The 14700-nt window shown below is 69.6% G+C and carries 17 protein-coding genes; 6 read left to right on the top strand and 11 right to left on the bottom strand.

The annotated features are described in order from the left end of the window. Nucleotides 1–82 precede the first annotated feature (82 nt). Nucleotides 83–1147: a maleylacetate reductase gene (locus tag FHY06_RS33480; protein ID WP_019656152.1), complete on the top strand. Its 1065-nt coding sequence runs from the start codon at nucleotides 83–85 to the stop codon at nucleotides 1145–1147. 9 nt (nucleotides 1148–1156) lie between these two features. On the opposite strand, the gene FHY06_RS33475 is transcribed toward FHY06_RS33480, so the two are convergent. The 3 genes from FHY06_RS33475 to FHY06_RS33465 all read right to left on the bottom strand — a co-directional run bounded on the left by FHY06_RS33475 (nucleotide 1157) and on the right by FHY06_RS33465 (nucleotide 3788). Next, nucleotides 1157–1537 (bottom strand): alpha/beta hydrolase, encoded by a 381-nt coding sequence (locus FHY06_RS33475; RefSeq protein WP_184607572.1) that lies wholly within the window; start codon nucleotides 1535–1537, stop codon nucleotides 1157–1159. Nucleotides 1538–1568: 31 nt separating this feature from the next. Next, entirely contained in the window at nucleotides 1569–1958 is a 390-nt protein-coding gene (locus FHY06_RS33470) for a helicase SNF2 (protein ID WP_184607571.1), read from the bottom strand. A 120-nt stretch (nucleotides 1959–2078) separates the two neighbouring features. Continuing rightward, nucleotides 2079–3788 carry an adenylate/guanylate cyclase domain-containing protein gene (locus FHY06_RS33465; RefSeq protein WP_184607570.1) on the bottom strand — a complete coding sequence of 570 codons (1710 nt, stop codon included), beginning with the start codon at nucleotides 3786–3788 and terminating at the stop codon, nucleotides 2079–2081. Between the two features lie 69 nt (nucleotides 3789–3857). Between FHY06_RS33465 and FHY06_RS33460 the strand changes: the two genes are divergently transcribed. Next, nucleotides 3858–4571, top strand: coding sequence for a Crp/Fnr family transcriptional regulator (locus tag FHY06_RS33460; protein ID WP_184607569.1), 714 nt, complete (start codon nucleotides 3858–3860; stop codon nucleotides 4569–4571). A 116-nt stretch (nucleotides 4572–4687) separates the two neighbouring features. Here the strand turns inward: FHY06_RS33460 and FHY06_RS33455 are convergent, their stop codons facing one another. After that, nucleotides 4688–5161 carry a DoxX family protein gene (locus FHY06_RS33455; RefSeq protein WP_019656147.1) on the bottom strand — a complete coding sequence of 158 codons (474 nt, stop codon included), beginning with the start codon at nucleotides 5159–5161 and terminating at the stop codon, nucleotides 4688–4690. 235 nt (nucleotides 5162–5396) lie between these two features. After that, entirely contained in the window at nucleotides 5397–6317 is a 921-nt protein-coding gene (locus FHY06_RS33450) for a LysR family transcriptional regulator (protein ID WP_019656146.1), read from the bottom strand. A 201-nt stretch (nucleotides 6318–6518) separates the two neighbouring features. Between FHY06_RS33450 and FHY06_RS33445 the strand changes: the two genes are divergently transcribed. The 3 genes from FHY06_RS33445 to FHY06_RS33435 all read left to right on the top strand — a co-directional run bounded on the left by FHY06_RS33445 (nucleotide 6519) and on the right by FHY06_RS33435 (nucleotide 9944). After that, entirely contained in the window at nucleotides 6519–8120 is a 1602-nt protein-coding gene (locus FHY06_RS33445; protein ID WP_184607568.1) for a glycosyltransferase family 39 protein, read from the top strand. A gap of 133 nt (nucleotides 8121–8253) precedes the next feature. Continuing rightward, nucleotides 8254–9099 (top strand): intradiol ring-cleavage dioxygenase, encoded by an 846-nt coding sequence (locus FHY06_RS33440; RefSeq protein WP_132753630.1) that lies wholly within the window; start codon nucleotides 8254–8256, stop codon nucleotides 9097–9099. An 86-nt stretch (nucleotides 9100–9185) separates the two neighbouring features. Continuing rightward, nucleotides 9186–9944, top strand: a complete 759-nt coding sequence (locus FHY06_RS33435; RefSeq protein WP_019656143.1) for a sulfite exporter TauE/SafE family protein — start codon at nucleotides 9186–9188, stop codon at nucleotides 9942–9944. A gap of 43 nt (nucleotides 9945–9987) precedes the next feature. Here the strand turns inward: FHY06_RS33435 and FHY06_RS33430 are convergent, their stop codons facing one another. From FHY06_RS33430 to FHY06_RS33410, 5 genes are all read right to left on the bottom strand, one after another. Further along, a complete protein-coding gene (locus FHY06_RS33430) occupies nucleotides 9988–10347 on the bottom strand; it encodes a DUF1428 domain-containing protein (protein WP_019656142.1) in 360 nt (119 codons plus the stop codon). Nucleotides 10348–10417: 70 nt separating this feature from the next. Beyond that, entirely contained in the window at nucleotides 10418–11884 is a 1467-nt protein-coding gene (locus FHY06_RS33425; protein ID WP_184607567.1) for a DHA2 family efflux MFS transporter permease subunit, read from the bottom strand. A gap of 35 nt (nucleotides 11885–11919) precedes the next feature. Beyond that, nucleotides 11920–12339, bottom strand: coding sequence for a VOC family protein (locus tag FHY06_RS33420; protein WP_126184585.1), 420 nt, complete (start codon nucleotides 12337–12339; stop codon nucleotides 11920–11922). A 17-nt stretch (nucleotides 12340–12356) separates the two neighbouring features. Further along, the gene (locus FHY06_RS33415; RefSeq protein ID WP_184607566.1) at nucleotides 12357–12884 is read right to left on the bottom strand and encodes an SRPBCC family protein; all 528 of its coding nucleotides are present in this window, start codon (nucleotides 12882–12884) and stop codon (nucleotides 12357–12359) included. A 43-nt stretch (nucleotides 12885–12927) separates the two neighbouring features. Next, nucleotides 12928–13365: a VOC family protein gene (locus FHY06_RS33410; RefSeq protein WP_126184583.1), complete on the bottom strand. Its 438-nt coding sequence runs from the start codon at nucleotides 13363–13365 to the stop codon at nucleotides 12928–12930. A 132-nt stretch (nucleotides 13366–13497) separates the two neighbouring features. Between FHY06_RS33410 and FHY06_RS33405 the strand changes: the two genes are divergently transcribed. Beyond that, the gene (locus FHY06_RS33405; RefSeq protein ID WP_019656137.1) at nucleotides 13498–14151 is read left to right on the top strand and encodes a TetR/AcrR family transcriptional regulator; all 654 of its coding nucleotides are present in this window, start codon (nucleotides 13498–13500) and stop codon (nucleotides 14149–14151) included. Nucleotides 14152–14175: 24 nt separating this feature from the next. On the opposite strand, the gene FHY06_RS33400 is transcribed toward FHY06_RS33405, so the two are convergent. Beyond that, complete coding sequence (locus FHY06_RS33400) at nucleotides 14176–14670, bottom strand: MarR family winged helix-turn-helix transcriptional regulator (RefSeq protein WP_126184581.1); 495 nt, start codon at nucleotides 14668–14670, stop codon at nucleotides 14176–14178. Nucleotides 14671–14700 lie beyond the last annotated feature (30 nt).

Below are 14700 nucleotides of genomic sequence, written 5' to 3'. Positions count from 1 at the left end.
GGTGGCCCGGCACGGGCCGGGGGGCGGACGGATTCGTCCAGGCAGACATTAATCGGAGACACCGGAGACAGGGCACCAGGCCATGACCACACCCTCGTTCATCTACACCAGCGCACCCCAGCGGGTGGTTTTCGGCGCAGGTTCGCTGCAGCACCTGGCCCGCGAGATCGATGCGCTCGGCGCGCGCCGGGCGTTGGTGCTCTCGACGCCCGAGCAGCGCCCGCAGGCCGAGCGCGTGGCCGACATGCTCGGTGCCCATGCGGCGGGGGTGTTCGACCGCGCCGTGATGCACGTGCCCATCGAGACCGCACGCGAGGCGAGGGAGGTGGCCGGCAAGCTCGGCGCCGACTGCGCCGTCGCCATCGGAGGCGGCTCCACCACCGGGCTGGGCAAGGCCATCGCGCTCGATTCGGGCCTGCCGATCCTTGCCATCCCGACCACCTACGCGGGCTCCGAGATGACGCCGATCTACGGCATCACCGAAGCCGGCATGAAGAAGACGGGCAAGGACTTCCGGGTGCTGCCGCGCACCGTGATCTACGACCCCGAGCTCTCGCTCGGACTGCCCGTGGGCATGAGCGTGACCAGCGGCATCAACGCCATCGCGCACGCGGCCGAAGGACTCTATGCGGTCGACTCGAACCCGATCATGGACCTGATGGCGCAGGAGGGCATCGCCGCGCTGGGCCGCGCGCTGCCGGCCATCCGCGCCACGCCCAAGGACCCGGCCGCCCGCAGCGACGCGCTCTACGGCGCATGGCTGTGCGGCACGGTGCTGGGCAATGTCGGCATGGCGCTTCACCACAAGCTGTGCCACACGCTGGGCGGCAGCTTCAACCTGCCGCATGCCGAGACGCACACCATCGTGCTGCCGCATGCGCTGGCCTACAACGACGCGGCGGCGCCCGAAGCCATGGCGAAGATCGTGAAGGCGCTGGCTGGAAGCGGCAGCGCCGCGCAGGCCGTGTACGACCTGGCCCGCGACAACGGCGCGCCGGTCGCGCTGCGCGACATCGGCATGAAGGAGGCCGATCTCGACCTGGCCTGCGAGCACGCGCTCAAGAACCAGTACCCCAACCCGCGCCCGCTGGAGCGCGCGGCGATCCGCGCGCTTCTGCAGAACGCCTGGGAAGGCGTGCGGCCCTGAGCCCGCGCGTCAGGGGCGTGCCGTGCTCGGCAGGCTGGCCTGCCGCGTGAACGAGACGCTGGGCTTCCTGTAGGCCGCGGGCACTTCGTCGCGGTAGAAGGCGCGGCGGTCCAGGCTCTGCAGCGGGTTGTTGGCAGCGGCCACGGCCTGCTCGCGCACGGTGGCGCGGTCGAGCGTGGAACTGAAGGCCACGGCGCCTTCGGCGGCGGCGTCCGAATAGCGGTTGCCTTCGCGCGTCGCGGCCACGGCTTCGGCCTTCACGTCGCTGCGGCTGGCGGAAGAGGTGAGGGGCTGCACGCCTTCATAGGCTTCGGCGTGGGCGCCGGCCGCGCCCAGCATGGTGAAGGCTGCGGCGAGGGCGGATGCGGCGATGCGTGGCTTGTTGTTCATTGCGAGATTCCTTTCGAGTGGTTCGGGCCGATCAGAGCGGCAGTGCGTCGCCACGGGCGGCAGCTCGGGCTGCGGCACGCACGGCGGCGCGGTCGACGGTGCTGGCCACGATCGGGGCCACGCCCGACGAAGCGGCTTCGGCGTAGGGGTTGTCGGCATGCGCTGCGGCGACGGCTTCGGCGCGCACGGCGGCGCGGCTGGTCGACGAGGCGATCACCGGGGCGGGGCCGGCGCTGGCGCCGTCGGCATAGGGGTTGTCGGTGCGCGCGGCGGCCACGGCTTGGACACGCACGTCGGCGCGGCTGGCGGCGGAGGTGATCGGATGCACGCCTTCATAGGTTTCGGCGTGGACCGCGCCCGCTGCGCCGAGCATGGCGAATGCGATGGCGGAGAGAGCGGCGATGCGTTGCTTGGTGTTCATGATGCGAGTCCCTTTGCTGACTGTGTGGGCGGCGGACATTCGTCGTTGCCACGGGATGCAGTGTGAAACCGCATCGTGGTTCGCGATGTGCGTTTGCGCACCGCTTTCGCCAACTGGCAGCTAGAGGGAAGCCGTTGTCGCCGTAGTCGCGGTCGCCGTCACCTGCGGCGCGTACAGCACCGCCAGGGGCTCCGAGCGGCCCCGCACCTTCAGCACTTCGGCCTCGCCCATGGCGTGTGCCATGCCGGCCTGCTCGGCCGCGAAGAGCGACACCACGAGGCGCGAGGCGGCGGTCTTCGAATGGTCCTGCAGCCGGCTCGCGGTGTTGACCACCTCGCCGATGGCGGTGAAGGTGGTGGTCTCCAGGTAGCCCACTTCGCCCACCGCCGCACGGCCCGCGTGCAGGCCCATGCCGAACTCCAGCCGCTGGCCGAACTGCGCCTCGAAGCCTTCGCTCCACGCGTCCATGCGCTGGCCGATCAGCTCGGTCGCGCGCATCGCCTGCCTGCAGGCGGTGGGCAGGTCGCAGTCGAGGCCGAAGATCGCCATCACGCTGTCGCCGATGAACTGGTTGGGCACGCCGCCGCTTTCGCGCACGGCCGCGCCCACGGTGGCGAAGTAGCGGTCGAGCACGTAGGCCAGGTCGAAGGGCCACTGCCGCTCCGACAGGCCCGACCACCGCCGCAGGTCGACGAAGAGGATCGCCACGTCGCGCTCGCGCCCGAAGCTGCCCACCGGCGCGGGTCGGCCCTCGTTGGGCAGCGGCGCGAACAGCGGCGTGACCTCGATGTCGCCGCGCGGGCGCAGCTGGCAGGCCAGCCGCACGTCGGCCGGCGCGCGCACCCTGTCGAGCGTGCGCCGCTCGTCGCGGCCCGGCTCGCCGATGTGTTCGGCTGGGCCGGCCACGCGCACGCGGCAGGTGGAGCAGCGCGCCCGTCCGCCGCAGATCGAGACGTGGTCGATGCCGTGGGAGCGGCTCGCTTCCAGCACGCTCCACCCGCGCGGAACCTGCACCGTGCGGCCGGGGTAGCGCAGCGCCACCTGCGGCTGGCGCGACCAGCGCGAGAAGCTGTTGCGGCCCCAGCGCGCCGCCAGCAGCGCCGCCAGCGCCAGGCCGTAGCCCCACTTGATCGCGTTCTCGGCGGTGCCCAGGGCCTTGGACTGCTCGGCCGTGGGCAGGGCGGCCGGCGGCACGCCGGTCCACTGGAACTCGCGCCCCATCGAAACGAAGCCCATCGCGGCGGACAGCGGCAGCACCACGGCCACCGCCAGCAGCAGGTGCGAGAAGCGCCGCCATGCCGGCTTGGCCCGCAGCGCGAAGTGCAGGCCCAGGCAGCCGTGGGTCCAGGCCGCGAGCAGCATCAGCAGCTGCGCGGCGGCGCCCTGCCAGTCCCACAGCCCCCAGACCACGCGCACGTACGAGCCCTCGATGCCGTAGGCCTGGTAGGCGCCGCGCATGGCCGTGAGGTGCGTGGCCAGCAGCAGCGGAAGCGCGAAACCCAGCGCCACGCGCAGGCCCTCGAGCGGGGGCATGCGCAGGGTGCGCCGCTCCCACAGGGCGACCACGGCCAGCGCGAGGTGCGTGGCGGCCGCGCCATAGAGCAGGGCGGTGCCCGCGATGGTGTGCCAGAAGGCCTGTACGCCGCGCAGCATGGTCTCGGCGGCGGCGAACGAATAGATGCCCAGCGAATGGTTCAGCAGGTGCAGCGTGACGTAGGCCATCAGCACCAGCCCGCTCGCCCAGCGCAGATTGCGCCGCGTGGGCGGTCTCAGCGAAAACGCGGCGGCGGGGGAGGCGTCGGAGGGGGCTTCAGGGGAACGTCTGGCCATGAACGGGTTCGAAGCGGCACCCGAGCATAATCCGCGCGCCCATCCCCGTTGACCACCGACCCCCCCGGCATGGCCAGACCCGAACCTACCCCCCGTTCCAGCCTTGCGCTTCGCCAGATCGCGCTGCTCGAAGGCCTTTCAGACCAGCGGCTGGACCTGCTGGCCCAGCAATGCCTGTGGCACAGCGTGGAGGCCGGCAAGCCCCTGCTGCTGCGCGCCGAGCAGCAGGGCGAGGTGTTCCTGCTGGTCTCCGGCCGGGTGAGGGTGACGACCTACTCGGCCAACGGCCGGCAGGTGACCTTCCGCGATTCCGAAGCCGGCGAGCACTTCGGAGACATCTCCGCCATCGACGGCGGCCCGCGCTCCGCCGACGTGGTCACGCTGGAACCCAGCGTGGTAGCCAGCCTCGACCGGGCCTCCTTCATGGCCCTTCTGCGCGACGAGCCCCTGGTGGCCGGCCGGGTGATGCTGCGGCTGGCGACGCTGGTGCGGCAGCTGTCGGAGCGGGTGATCGACCTGAGCACCCTGGGCGTGCAGAACCGGCTGCATGCCGAGCTGCTGCGCCTGGCCCGCGCCGCCGGCGTCGAGGGCAACCGGGCCCGGCTGGACCCGGCGCCCAAGCACGCGGCGCTGGCCAGCCAGATCAGCACCAACCGCGAGCAGGTGACCCGCGAGCTCAACGCGCTGGCGCGCAGCGGCGTCCTGAGCAAGGACGACAAGGCCCTTCTGGTCGCCGACGTGGCCCGCCTGGAGCAGATGGTCTCCCAGGTACGCGGCGATTGAGGCTTTCCCCGGGCTTCGCGCGCTTCGGGTCGCTGCGCCAAAGCCTCTTTTGGAGACAACACTGCGGGCCGGCAAAGCCGGTTGCGCAGTGTTCCACGAATGATTCGCCGGCTCGCTCAGTTCCAGCGGCCCTTGGTGCCGCCCAGCGAGAAGCGGCCGGCGCCCAGCAGCACCACGGTCAGCGCGCCGAACAGGTACAGGCCCTGCAGTTCCAGCGCCCAGCCGCCCTGCTTGGTCAGCGCGAAGAAGTCGGCCATGTGCACCAGGCCGAAGGCCACAAGCATGTTGATGACCACCACGCCTGCGGCGGCGCGGGTGTAGAGGCCCGCGATCATCAGCAGCGGCGCGACGATCTCGCCGACGTAGACCAGGTAGGCGATGCCGCCCGGCAGGCCGGCCTTGGCCAGCATGCCGGCGATGAAGCCCACGCCGGCCGAGAGCTTGAAGATGCCGTGCAGCAGCACCAGGAAGCCGACCGTCACGCGGATCAGCAGCTTGCCGGAATCGTCCAGCGATGAGGGGGAGAGGGCGGACAGCGGCGACGCGATCGGCGCACGCGGGGTGTTGGCGGCGGTGGCCTGGGTGTTCATGGCAGATCCTTGCAGGGTGGAAACAGACGGTGGGCCCGCCGCGGGATGCGACGGTTGCGGTTCCAGTGTGCGGGGCTGCGAAAGGCGGGGATGTGCGTTTACGCACATGTTTCAAGCATTGGCTGCGGCGCGTTCCCTTTCGTGGAACGCGGCGCAACCGGTTTGCGGGGCCAAAGGTGTCGCCGCGGCCGACGGCGGCACAGCGGCACGAATTGCGCGCAGCCTGGGGGCGAGCCTAGAACCTCCCGGTCCACTTGCGCTCGTATTCCATCTTCTGGAAGTGCGCCGCCATGAAGTCGATGAAGCTGCGCACCTTGGCCGACAGGTGCTTGCGGCTCGGGTAGGCCAGGTTGATGGTCAGGTGCGGCAGGTCCCAGTCGTCCAGCGTGGGCACCAGCCGGCCGGCCACGATGTCGTCGTAGACGATGTAGGTGGGCTGCACCAGGATGCCCATGCCGTCGAGCGCCGCGGCGCGCAGCACCTGCCCGTCGTTCGATTCGAGCAGGCCGGTGACCGACACCGTGTGCGTCTCGTTCCCGCGGCGAAAGCGCAGCTCGTTCGGGTTGTTGGCGTGGGTGTAGATCAGCAGCTTGTGCTGCTTCAGCTCTTCCAGCGTCTTCGGGAAGCCGTGCTGCGCGAAGTAGCGCGGCGAGGCGGCCAGGATGCGCCGCGTCTCGCCGAGCCGGCGGATGGTCACGTTCGAATCGGGCTCGAACTCGCGGGTGCGGATCGCCACGTCGATGTTGTTGTCGATCAGGTCGAAGTAGCGGTTGGCCGCCTCCACGTGCACCGTCACGCCGGGGTAGCGGTTGGTGTACTCGCGCAGCAGCGGCGCGATGTGGTGGATCGAGAACGACAGCGAGGCCGTCACGCGCAGCGTGCCCGTGGGATTGAGCGCGGTGGCGTTCACCGCCGATTCGGCGTCCGACAGGTCGGCCAGGATGGTGCGGGCGCGGCCGCAGAACTCGCGGCCGGTATCGGTGAGGTAGAGCCGGCGCGTGTTGCGCTCGACCAGCCGCGCGCCCAGCCGTTCCTCGAGCGCGCTCAGGTGGCGGCTCGCGGCCGCGTTCGAGAGGCCCAGCGCCTCGGCGGCGCGGCTCAGGCTGCCGGCATCGGCGATCTGCACGAGCAGGGCGATTTCGGTCCAGCGGTCCATGGGCGTTCTTTGTCTCCGGGCTTGCCTGCCGTGCGCGGTTCTCGCCGGACCGATCGCGGGGCTGAACCGGGCCCCGGACGCCTGCGGGCGGGCAGGCTGGGGATTCTATGTGGCGCGCCCTGGGCGGGGCGCGCGCGGGTGCCAGGCGAAAGCCGGCTCCAGTCAGGTCCCGTTAGGCCGGAAGCTTTACAAAGGGAGGCAATGAATTCCTGGCCCTTCCTTCCCGGCGCCCGTCCGGCGCCCGCTCCCGCTCGGCATCTTTCCCTGAACGGCGCCGTCGTCATCGCGCTGCTGGCGCTGGTCGTGCTCTGGACGCTGCCCATGGCCGGCTTCTACGAGACCCCGCCCTGGGACAACGTCGAGGAGCTCTTCTGGGGCGGCAGCATGCAATGGGGCTACTACAAGCACCCGCCGCTGCCGAGCTGGCTGATGGGCCTGCCGGTCCTGCTGGCCGGCCGCCAGCCCTGGCTGACCTATGCAGCGGGCGTGGGCTGCGGCGTGGGCGCGCTCTACATCATGTGGCGCTGGTCGCTGGGCATGATGCCGCCGATGCGGGCGGCGCTGGCGGTGCTGCTTGGCTCGCTCGTGACCTACCACGTGCAGCGCGCCACCATCTTCAACCACAACACGGTGCAGCTGCTGCCGATGGCGGGCTACTGGTGGATGCTGTGGCGGGTGCTGCGCACGCCGTCGGCAGGCGGCCGCTTCGACTGGCTCTGGCTCGGCGCGTTCGCGGCGCTGTCGATGCTCACCAAGTACAGCGCCCTGGTGCAGCTCGCGGTGGGTGCGGGCTTCATCGCCTGGGAGGGCTCGTGGCGCGATGCGCGCGTGCGCCGCGACCTGCTGCGCGCTGCCGGCGTGGCGCTGCTGCTGATGGCGCCGCACCTCGCATGGCTGCTGCAGCACGGCGACCAGACCATCGGCTACGCGCGGCACTCGATGCACCCCTCGGGGCCGCTGCTCAAGCACGTGCATCCGCGGCCGCTTCGCATCCTGCTGGTGCAGGTCGCCCGGCTGTCGCCGATGCTCCTTTTCGTGGCCTGGGCCTGGTTCATGCGGGAAAGAGGCGCCGTGCAGGATCAGAAGACGGCACGCGGCGGCTTCGACCGGCGCTTCCTCGCCTGGGCGACCTTCGGGCCGGTGTGCCTGGTGCTGGCGATGTCGGTGCTCTTCAACATGCGCCTCGTGGCTTCGTGGCTCAGCACCTTCTTCCTGCCGGTCGCCGTATGGGCGGTGATGGTGGTGCCGGGCCTGGAGGCCGAGCGCTGGACGCGCCGCCGATGGATCGGCACGCTCGTCGCGGCCGCCGTCCTGCACGTTGCCGGATCGTTCGGCCAGGCCTGGGTCGACGGCGTCTGGAGCGCGCGCCACGGCTACATCACGCGCGCCAACCTGCCTTCCGGCCGGATCGCCGAGGCCATCGAGGCCGTATGGCGCGAGCGCGCGGGCGACCGCCCGCTGCGGCTCATGGTGGGCGACACCTGGTTCGCCGGCGCGGTGGTGCTGCACATGGACCCGGACGTGCAGCTGCTGATCGACGGCGACCCGCGCACCTCGCCATGGCTGCCGCCCGATGCACTGGCGCGCGAGGGCGGCATGGTGCTGATCCTCGACACGCCCGAATTCCGCTCCGAAGGCGCCCTGCTGGAGCCGCTGCTGGCCACCGCCAGCTGCACCGGCAGCCTGCGCATGCCCTGGGCGGGCGAGGACGACGCGCGCAGCGTGCGGGTGCGCTGGGGCATCCTGCCGGGCAGCGACGTGCGGGAAGAGCTGCGAAGCTGCCTGCCGCCGGCTTCGCCCTGACCCGGGCCCGGCGCCCGGCGACCTTTCCGCTGCACGGAAAAATCATTTGCACCGTGGCGCTTCAAGCGCCGTGTCGCCCGCCCTACAGTTCCTTGCGGTCGATCGACGACCGGACAACACGGAGACAGCCACGATGCGCAACCTCAACCAGGACAACATCACCCAGGCCGTGCTCGCGCGCTTCGCCGACACGCCCGACCCGCGCCTGCGCGAGATCCTGACCAGCCTGGTGCAGCACCTTCACGCCTTCGCGCGCGAGGTGAAGCTCACCGAGGAAGAATGGTTCCAGGGCATCCAGTACCTCACGGCCACCGGGCAGAAGTGCGACGACAAGCGGCAGGAGTTCATCCTGCTGTCGGACGTGCTGGGGCTGTCGATGCTCACCATCGCGATGAACAACGACAAGCCGGCCGGCTGTACCGAGGCCACCGTGTTCGGCCCCTTCTACTTCGAGGGCGCGCCGGAGTACGAGCACGGCGACGACGTGGCCAACGGCGCCGAGGGCGAGCCCTGCGACGTGTTCGCCACGGTGCGCGGCCTCGACGGCGAGCCGGTGGCGAACGCTGTCGTCGACGTGTGGCAGGCCGACGCGGGCGGCCACTACGACGTGCAGCACGCCGGCCTCGACCATGCGGAGAACCGCGGCACGCTGCGCACCGGGCCCGACGGTTCGCTGCACTTCCGCAGCGTAGTGGCGGTGGCGTACCCGATCCCCGTCGACGGGCCGGTGGGCGACCTGCTGCGCGCGACCAGGCGACACCCGTGGCGGCCCGCGCACCTGCACTTCAAGATCGAGGCGCCGGGCTACGAGCGGCTCATCACGCACGTGTTCCGCGACGGCGACGAGTACCTGGATTCGGATGCGGTGTTCGCGGTGCGCCAGTCGCTGGTCGCGCCATGGAAGAAGCAGGACAACGGCCGCTGGCGCCTGGACTTCGACTTCGTGCTCAATCCGCTGAAGCAGACGGCTCGGCGGTAGCCCGCAGCCGGCACGCGCGGTGCCATGCTGCTACGCTCGGAAGGCAAGCCCGCCCCCAGGCGGGTTTTCTCTTGTCTTCCTTCCCCATGGCTTTTCCCCTGATCACCGACCCGTACTTCTACGCGGTCGCCATTCCCGCCGTGCTGCTGCTCGGCATCAGCAAGAGCGGCTTCGGCGCGGGCTTCGGCTCGCTCGCGGTGCCGATGATGGCGCTGGCCGTCACGGTGCCGCAGGCGGCCGCCATCCTGATGCCGCTGCTGCTGCTGATGGACCTGCTGGGCCTCGCGGCGTTCCGGCGCGACTTCGACCGCACGCTGCTGAAGTTCCTGATTCCGTTCGGGCTGCTGGGCACGGCGATCGGCACGCTGCTGTTCCGCGTGCTCTCGGCGCACACGGTGGCGGGCATCGTCGGCGTGTTCACGCTGCTCTTCCTGGCGCAGCGCCTGCTCTTTCCGCCCAAGCCCGACGATCCATTGCCCTCGCGCGGCGTCGGCGCGGTGCTGACGACGGTGTCGGGCTTCACCAGCTTCATCGCGCATGCGGGCGGGCCGCCGATCAACGCCTACGTCATTCCGCTGCGGCTCTCGCCGGTGATCTTCACGGCCACCATGGCCTACTTCTTCTTCGTGGTGAACCTGAGCAAGTGGATTCCCTACGCATGGCTCGGCCTGCTCGACTTCCGCACGCTGGCCACCTCGCTGGTGCTGATGCCGATCGCGCCCTTGGGCGTGTGGGTCGGCATCCGCATCGCGCGGCGCATCGATGCGACGTGGTTCTATCGCTTCGTGTATCTGGGCATGTTCCTGACAGGGCTCAAGCTCGTCTATGACGGCTTTCTGGCCTGAGGCCGGCGAAGCGACACGAAGTGCGCGAAGCCTGGGGGCGAGCCTAGAACTCAACGATGGATTTGAAGCCGCCGAAGATCATCCGCTTGCTGTCGAAGGGCATGGTCTTGGGGTCCATCCCCGTGATGCGAGGGTCGGCCATGACCTTCGCGTTGACGGCGTCGCGGTGCTTGCGCGACTTGTAGACGATCCACGAGAAGGCGACGGTCTCGTCGGGCTTCTGCTTCACGCTCTGCGGAAAGGACGTGAGCTTGCCCGGCTTCACGTCGTCGGCGATGCACTCCACGTATTCGAGTGCGCCGTACTCCATCCACACCTTGCCGGCCTTGCGCGCCAGCTTGCGGTAGGCCTCGACGTTGGCCGAGGGAATGGCGAGGACGAAGCCGTCTACATAGCGAGCCATGGTTGTTCTCCTGAAGAGTCTGTGGAACCGTTGAAGAAAGAAGACCGGCGGTTGCATGGCAGGTTGCCGCTCATTGCGAGGCCGCCGTTTCGTGGGGTGCTGCTGTTTCTTCGTTGTTCTGCGTCTGCCCCGGCATGGCGGAGCGAAGCAGCAAGGCACCGAGCAGACCCGCCACCGCCGCGAACACGGCGCCGACGAGGAACGCGAGGTTGTAGCCGCCGGTGAGTGCCAGCGGCAGCTGCGCACCGGCAGCTTCCATCGATGCGGAGCGCGCGGCGGCGGCGCTGGCCAGCACGGCCAGGCCCAGCGCGCCGCCCATCATGAAGGAGGTGTTGACCACGCCCGAGGCCAGGCCCGAGTCGGAGGGGCTCACCTCGCTCATCGCGGCCAGCAGCACAGGGTTGAAGGCCATGCCCGCGCCCAGGCCCAGCAGCATCATGCCGGGCAGCACGTCGAGCGCGAAGCTGCCGTTGACCGGCGCGCGCGCGAACAGCGCCAGCCCGATGGCCGCGAGCCACAGTCCCGCTGCCAGCGGCTTGCGGATGCCGAAGCGCATCACGATCCTGGCCGACAGGCCCAGCGAGAACACCGCCATGATGATGTTGGCCGGCAGGAAGGCCAGGCCGATCTGCATCGGCGTGTAGTTCAGCACCAACTGCATGTAGAGCGCCGAGATGAAGAACCACGCGAACATGGCCGCCGCCCACAGCACGCCGACCACGTTGGCCACCGACACGCTGCGCAGCTTGAAGAGACCCAGCGGCATCAGCGGATGCTGCACGCGCGCTTCGATGGCGATGAAGATCGCCAGCAGCACCACCGCGGCGCCGAGCAGGCCCAGGGTCTGCGTGGAGCCCCAGCCGGCCTCGTTGCCGTTGACCACGCCGTACACCGCGAGCATGAGCGACAGCGTCACGGTGATGGCGCCCGCCACGTCGAGCTTCTCGCCGTGCGCATGGCCGCGCGCGCTGGGCAGAAGCGCCACGCACAGCGCATACACCGCCACGCCGATCGGCAGGTTCACCAGGAAGATCCAGTGCCAGCTCAGCGTGCTCGTGAGCAGGCCGCCCAGCAGCACGCCGATGCTGCCGCCGCCGGCGCACACGAAGCCGTACACACCCATCGCCTTGGCGCGGTCGGCCGGTTCGGTGAAGAGATTCATGATGAGCGAGAGCGACACGGCCGACACCACCGCGCCGCCCAGGCCCTGCACCGCGCGCGCCGCCACCAGCAGGCCCTGCGAGGTCGAGACCCCGCAGGCCAGCGATGCCAGCGTGAACAGCACCAGGCCCGCGAGGAACACGCGGCGATGGCCGTACAGGTCGCCCAGCCGGCCTCCGAGCAGCAGGAAGCCGCCGAAGGTCAGCATGTAGGCGTTCACCACCCAGACCAGCGAGGTCTCGGTGAAGCCCAGGTCGGTACGGATCGAGGGCAGCGCCACGTTCACGATGGTGGTGTCGAGCACGATCATCAGGACGCCCAGGCACAGCACCATCAATGCGAGCCAGCGCTTGCGGCTGTCGAGTTGGTTGGTCATGGGAAGCGGATTTCTTGGAGTGGAGGGTGAGGGGCTCAGACCAGCGGCTTGCCGCCGTTGATGAGCCACGGGGTGCCGAAGCGGTCGGTCACCATGCCGAAGCCTTCGACCCAGAAGGTCTTCTCGAAGGGCATGCCCACATGGCCGCCCTCGGCGAAGGCGTCGAAGACGCGCCGGGCCTCGGCCACGGTCTCGATGGTCAGCGCGACGCCGAAGCCCTTCATGCCCTGGTACGGCTGGCCGGGCATGGAGTCGGAGGCCATCAGGATGCCGCCGCCGTAGGAGAGCGAGGCATGCATGAGGCGCTTTTTCGCCTCGGGCGGGAACTGCTCGGTGTCGGGCGCGTCGCCGACGGTCATCATCATCTGCATGGTGCCGCCGAGCGTCTTCTCGTAGAAGCGCATGGCCTCGGCTGCGTTGCCGTCGAAGGTGAGGTAGGCGTGGATGTTGGGCATGGTGTTTCCTTTCGCGGTTACTTTTCGGTGGCGGCCTTCAGGTTGGCAAGACCCGTCTCGAAGTCCTTGCCGATCATCTGGTCCATGTTGAAGAAGATGCCCATGAGCCTGGCGATGTAGGGGCTCGGGCCGTACATGGCCCAGGTGACCTGCGTCGCGCCGCCCTGGGGCTGAAGCGTGAATTCGGCGGTGTTGTGGCCCTCGAAGGGCTTGATGAAGTCGAGCTTGATCGCGACCTTCGACGAAGGCGCGGACTCCACGATCTCCATGCGGCCCGCGCCCGCCTTTTCGTTGCCTTCCCACGCATAGGTCGCGCCCTTGCCGCTCGCGCTGCCGCCGAAGCTGCGCTTCATGGCGGGGTCGAGCTTCTCGTAGGGCGACCAGGTGCCCCAGCGGTGGAAGTCGTCGATCAGCGGAAAGATCTTCTCGGCCGGAGCCTCGATGCGCGCGGTGCGTTCGACGCGGAATGTGTCGGGCCGGGTGGCAGCATAGATCAGCAGCGCGGCGATCGCGAGCACGACGACGAGGGCGATTTTCTTGAGCATGGGTGGAGCTTTCTCTGGGATCCTGATGCGAGGGAAAGGCCGGTCAGCCCGGCTGCGCGACCACCAGCAGCCAGCCCACACCGAAGCGGTCGGTCAGCATGCCGAACTTGGAAGTGAAGAAGGTCGGGATCAGCGGCTGCATGACCTGGCCGCCTTCGGCCAGCGCGTCGAACCACTTGACGGCTTCGGCGTCGGTGCTGGCGGTGAGCGCGAGCATGATGCCCTCGAACTTCGGCTGGCCCGAGCAGCGGCCGTCGGAGGCCATCAGCTCGGTCTCGCCGATGCGGAACACCGCGTGCATCACCTTCTCGGCATCGGGCATGCCGCCGGCGCAGCCGGTTTCTTCGGCTTCCGACGGAGCGCCCGCGGGCGCTTCCTTGTAGCGCATGAGCTGCGTGACCTCGGCGCCGAGCGCCTTCCCGTAGAAGCCGAGCGCTTCGTCGCAGCGGCCTTCGAACGAGAGATACGACTGGACTTTCATGACGATTCCTTTGGACTGGTGAGGTGACTCGGAGGCCCGCCGGTGTCATGGGCCGCAAACAATCGGATTACTTTGTGTACACCGTCCACAAAGAATAACAGAGATAATGGACAGTGTCCACATGGAGAAGCGATGAAGCTCAACAACGTCCCCGAAAGCCTGCCGCCCGCGCGCAGCACGTATCGCCACGGCGATCTGCGCCGGGCGCTGCTGGAAGCAGGCATCGAGCTGGCCCGCGACGGCGGTCCCGACGCGGTCGTGTTGCGCGAGGCCACCCGGCGCGTCGGCGTGGTGCCCAACGCGGCCTACCGGCATTTCGGCAGCCGGCAGGAGCTGCTGCTCGCGGTGCGCGAGGCAGCGCTGGCCGCGGCGGCGCAGGCCATGGAAAAGGAACTGGCGGCCCAGCCCTGCGACCAGCCCCCCGCCGACTTCGCGCGCGGCCAGGTGCGCGCCGTCGGCACCGCCTACCTGCGCTTCGCCCAGGCCGAGCCGGGCCTGTTCCGCACCGCCTTCGTGATCTCCGACGAGGGCCGCGGCGAACTCGGCCCTGGCAAGGCCGGCGAGAGCGGGCTCGATCCGTTCCAGCTGCTGGGGAAGGCCATCGACCGGCTGGTGGACGCCGGCGTGCTCGACCCGGCGCGGCGCCCGAACGCGGAGTACTGCGCCTGGAGCGCGGTGCATGGGCTGGCGCTGCTCATCATCGACGGGCCGCTGCGCGAGATACCGCCCGAGGCGGCCTACAAGCTGGGCCAGCAGCTCATCGACATGGTCGAGCGGGGCCTCTGAGGCCGGCGCTTCGACAGACCGTTTCTACAGATAGATCTTCTGCAGCAGCCGTATCAGCGTCTCGCGCTCCCGCGCCGTGAGCTTGGCGCTGGCATCGGCCTCGAGCTGGATCACGGTCTGCTCCGCCTCGCGGATCAATGTTTCTCCGGCGGCGGTGAGATGCAGGCCGACGGCGCGCCCGTCGTGCGGATGAGGGCGGCGCTCGATCAACCCGCGGCTGTCGAGCGTGGCCACCAGGCTCACCAGGTTGGGCGGCAGGATGTCGAGCGCATTGCACAGCTGCCGCGAGGTGGCGCCCGGGTTGTGGGCCAGCAGCGAGAGCACCGAGAAGTCGATCTGCTTGAGCCCGTAGGGCGCCATGCGCTCCGCGAAGAAGGCGCTGACGATCAGCCAGGCCCGGCGGGCGTTGTAGCCGACCAGGGTTTCGAGCATGCGCGCGTCGAGCCGGTCGGGCTTGCTGCCTTGCGGCGCCGCGGCCTGTTCGCCTTTGGCGGAAGCGGATTTCGGGTTGGAGGCCATGGCCCGAGCGTAACCCCGCGCCGACTGCCG

Origin of the sequence: Variovorax atrisoli, from assembly GCF_014195185.1 — a bacterium.
Classification (GTDB): domain Bacteria; phylum Pseudomonadota; class Gammaproteobacteria; order Burkholderiales; family Burkholderiaceae_C; genus Variovorax; species Variovorax atrisoli.
This window is presented reverse-complemented; position numbering and strand designations above follow the sequence as displayed.

Excerpts from the sequence above, each read along its gene's own strand:
- FHY06_RS33480 (WP_019656152.1), top strand. The coding sequence starts at position 83 with ATGACCACACCCTCGTTCATCTACACCAGCGCACCCCAGCGGGTGGTT.
- FHY06_RS33475 (WP_184607572.1), bottom strand. The coding sequence starts at position 1,537 with ATGAACAACAAGCCACGCATCGCCGCATCCGCCCTCGCCGCAGCCTTC.
- FHY06_RS33470 (WP_184607571.1), bottom strand. The coding sequence starts at position 1,958 with ATGAACACCAAGCAACGCATCGCCGCTCTCTCCGCCATCGCATTCGCC.
- FHY06_RS33465 (WP_184607570.1), bottom strand. The coding sequence starts at position 3,788 with ATGGCCAGACGTTCCCCTGAAGCCCCCTCCGACGCCTCCCCCGCCGCC.
- FHY06_RS33460 (WP_184607569.1), top strand. The coding sequence starts at position 3,858 with ATGGCCAGACCCGAACCTACCCCCCGTTCCAGCCTTGCGCTTCGCCAG.
- FHY06_RS33455 (WP_019656147.1), bottom strand. The coding sequence starts at position 5,161 with ATGAACACCCAGGCCACCGCCGCCAACACCCCGCGTGCGCCGATCGCG.
- FHY06_RS33450 (WP_019656146.1), bottom strand. The coding sequence starts at position 6,317 with ATGGACCGCTGGACCGAAATCGCCCTGCTCGTGCAGATCGCCGATGCC.
- FHY06_RS33445 (WP_184607568.1), top strand. The coding sequence starts at position 6,519 with ATGAATTCCTGGCCCTTCCTTCCCGGCGCCCGTCCGGCGCCCGCTCCC.
- FHY06_RS33440 (WP_132753630.1), top strand. The coding sequence starts at position 8,254 with ATGCGCAACCTCAACCAGGACAACATCACCCAGGCCGTGCTCGCGCGC.
- FHY06_RS33435 (WP_019656143.1), top strand. The coding sequence starts at position 9,186 with ATGGCTTTTCCCCTGATCACCGACCCGTACTTCTACGCGGTCGCCATT.
- FHY06_RS33430 (WP_019656142.1), bottom strand. The coding sequence starts at position 10,347 with ATGGCTCGCTATGTAGACGGCTTCGTCCTCGCCATTCCCTCGGCCAAC.
- FHY06_RS33425 (WP_184607567.1), bottom strand. The coding sequence starts at position 11,884 with ATGACCAACCAACTCGACAGCCGCAAGCGCTGGCTCGCATTGATGGTG.
- FHY06_RS33420 (WP_126184585.1), bottom strand. The coding sequence starts at position 12,339 with ATGCCCAACATCCACGCCTACCTCACCTTCGACGGCAACGCAGCCGAG.
- FHY06_RS33415 (WP_184607566.1), bottom strand. The coding sequence starts at position 12,884 with ATGCTCAAGAAAATCGCCCTCGTCGTCGTGCTCGCGATCGCCGCGCTG.
- FHY06_RS33410 (WP_126184583.1), bottom strand. The coding sequence starts at position 13,365 with ATGAAAGTCCAGTCGTATCTCTCGTTCGAAGGCCGCTGCGACGAAGCG.
- FHY06_RS33405 (WP_019656137.1), top strand. The coding sequence starts at position 13,498 with ATGAAGCTCAACAACGTCCCCGAAAGCCTGCCGCCCGCGCGCAGCACG.
- FHY06_RS33400 (WP_126184581.1), bottom strand. The coding sequence starts at position 14,670 with ATGGCCTCCAACCCGAAATCCGCTTCCGCCAAAGGCGAACAGGCCGCG.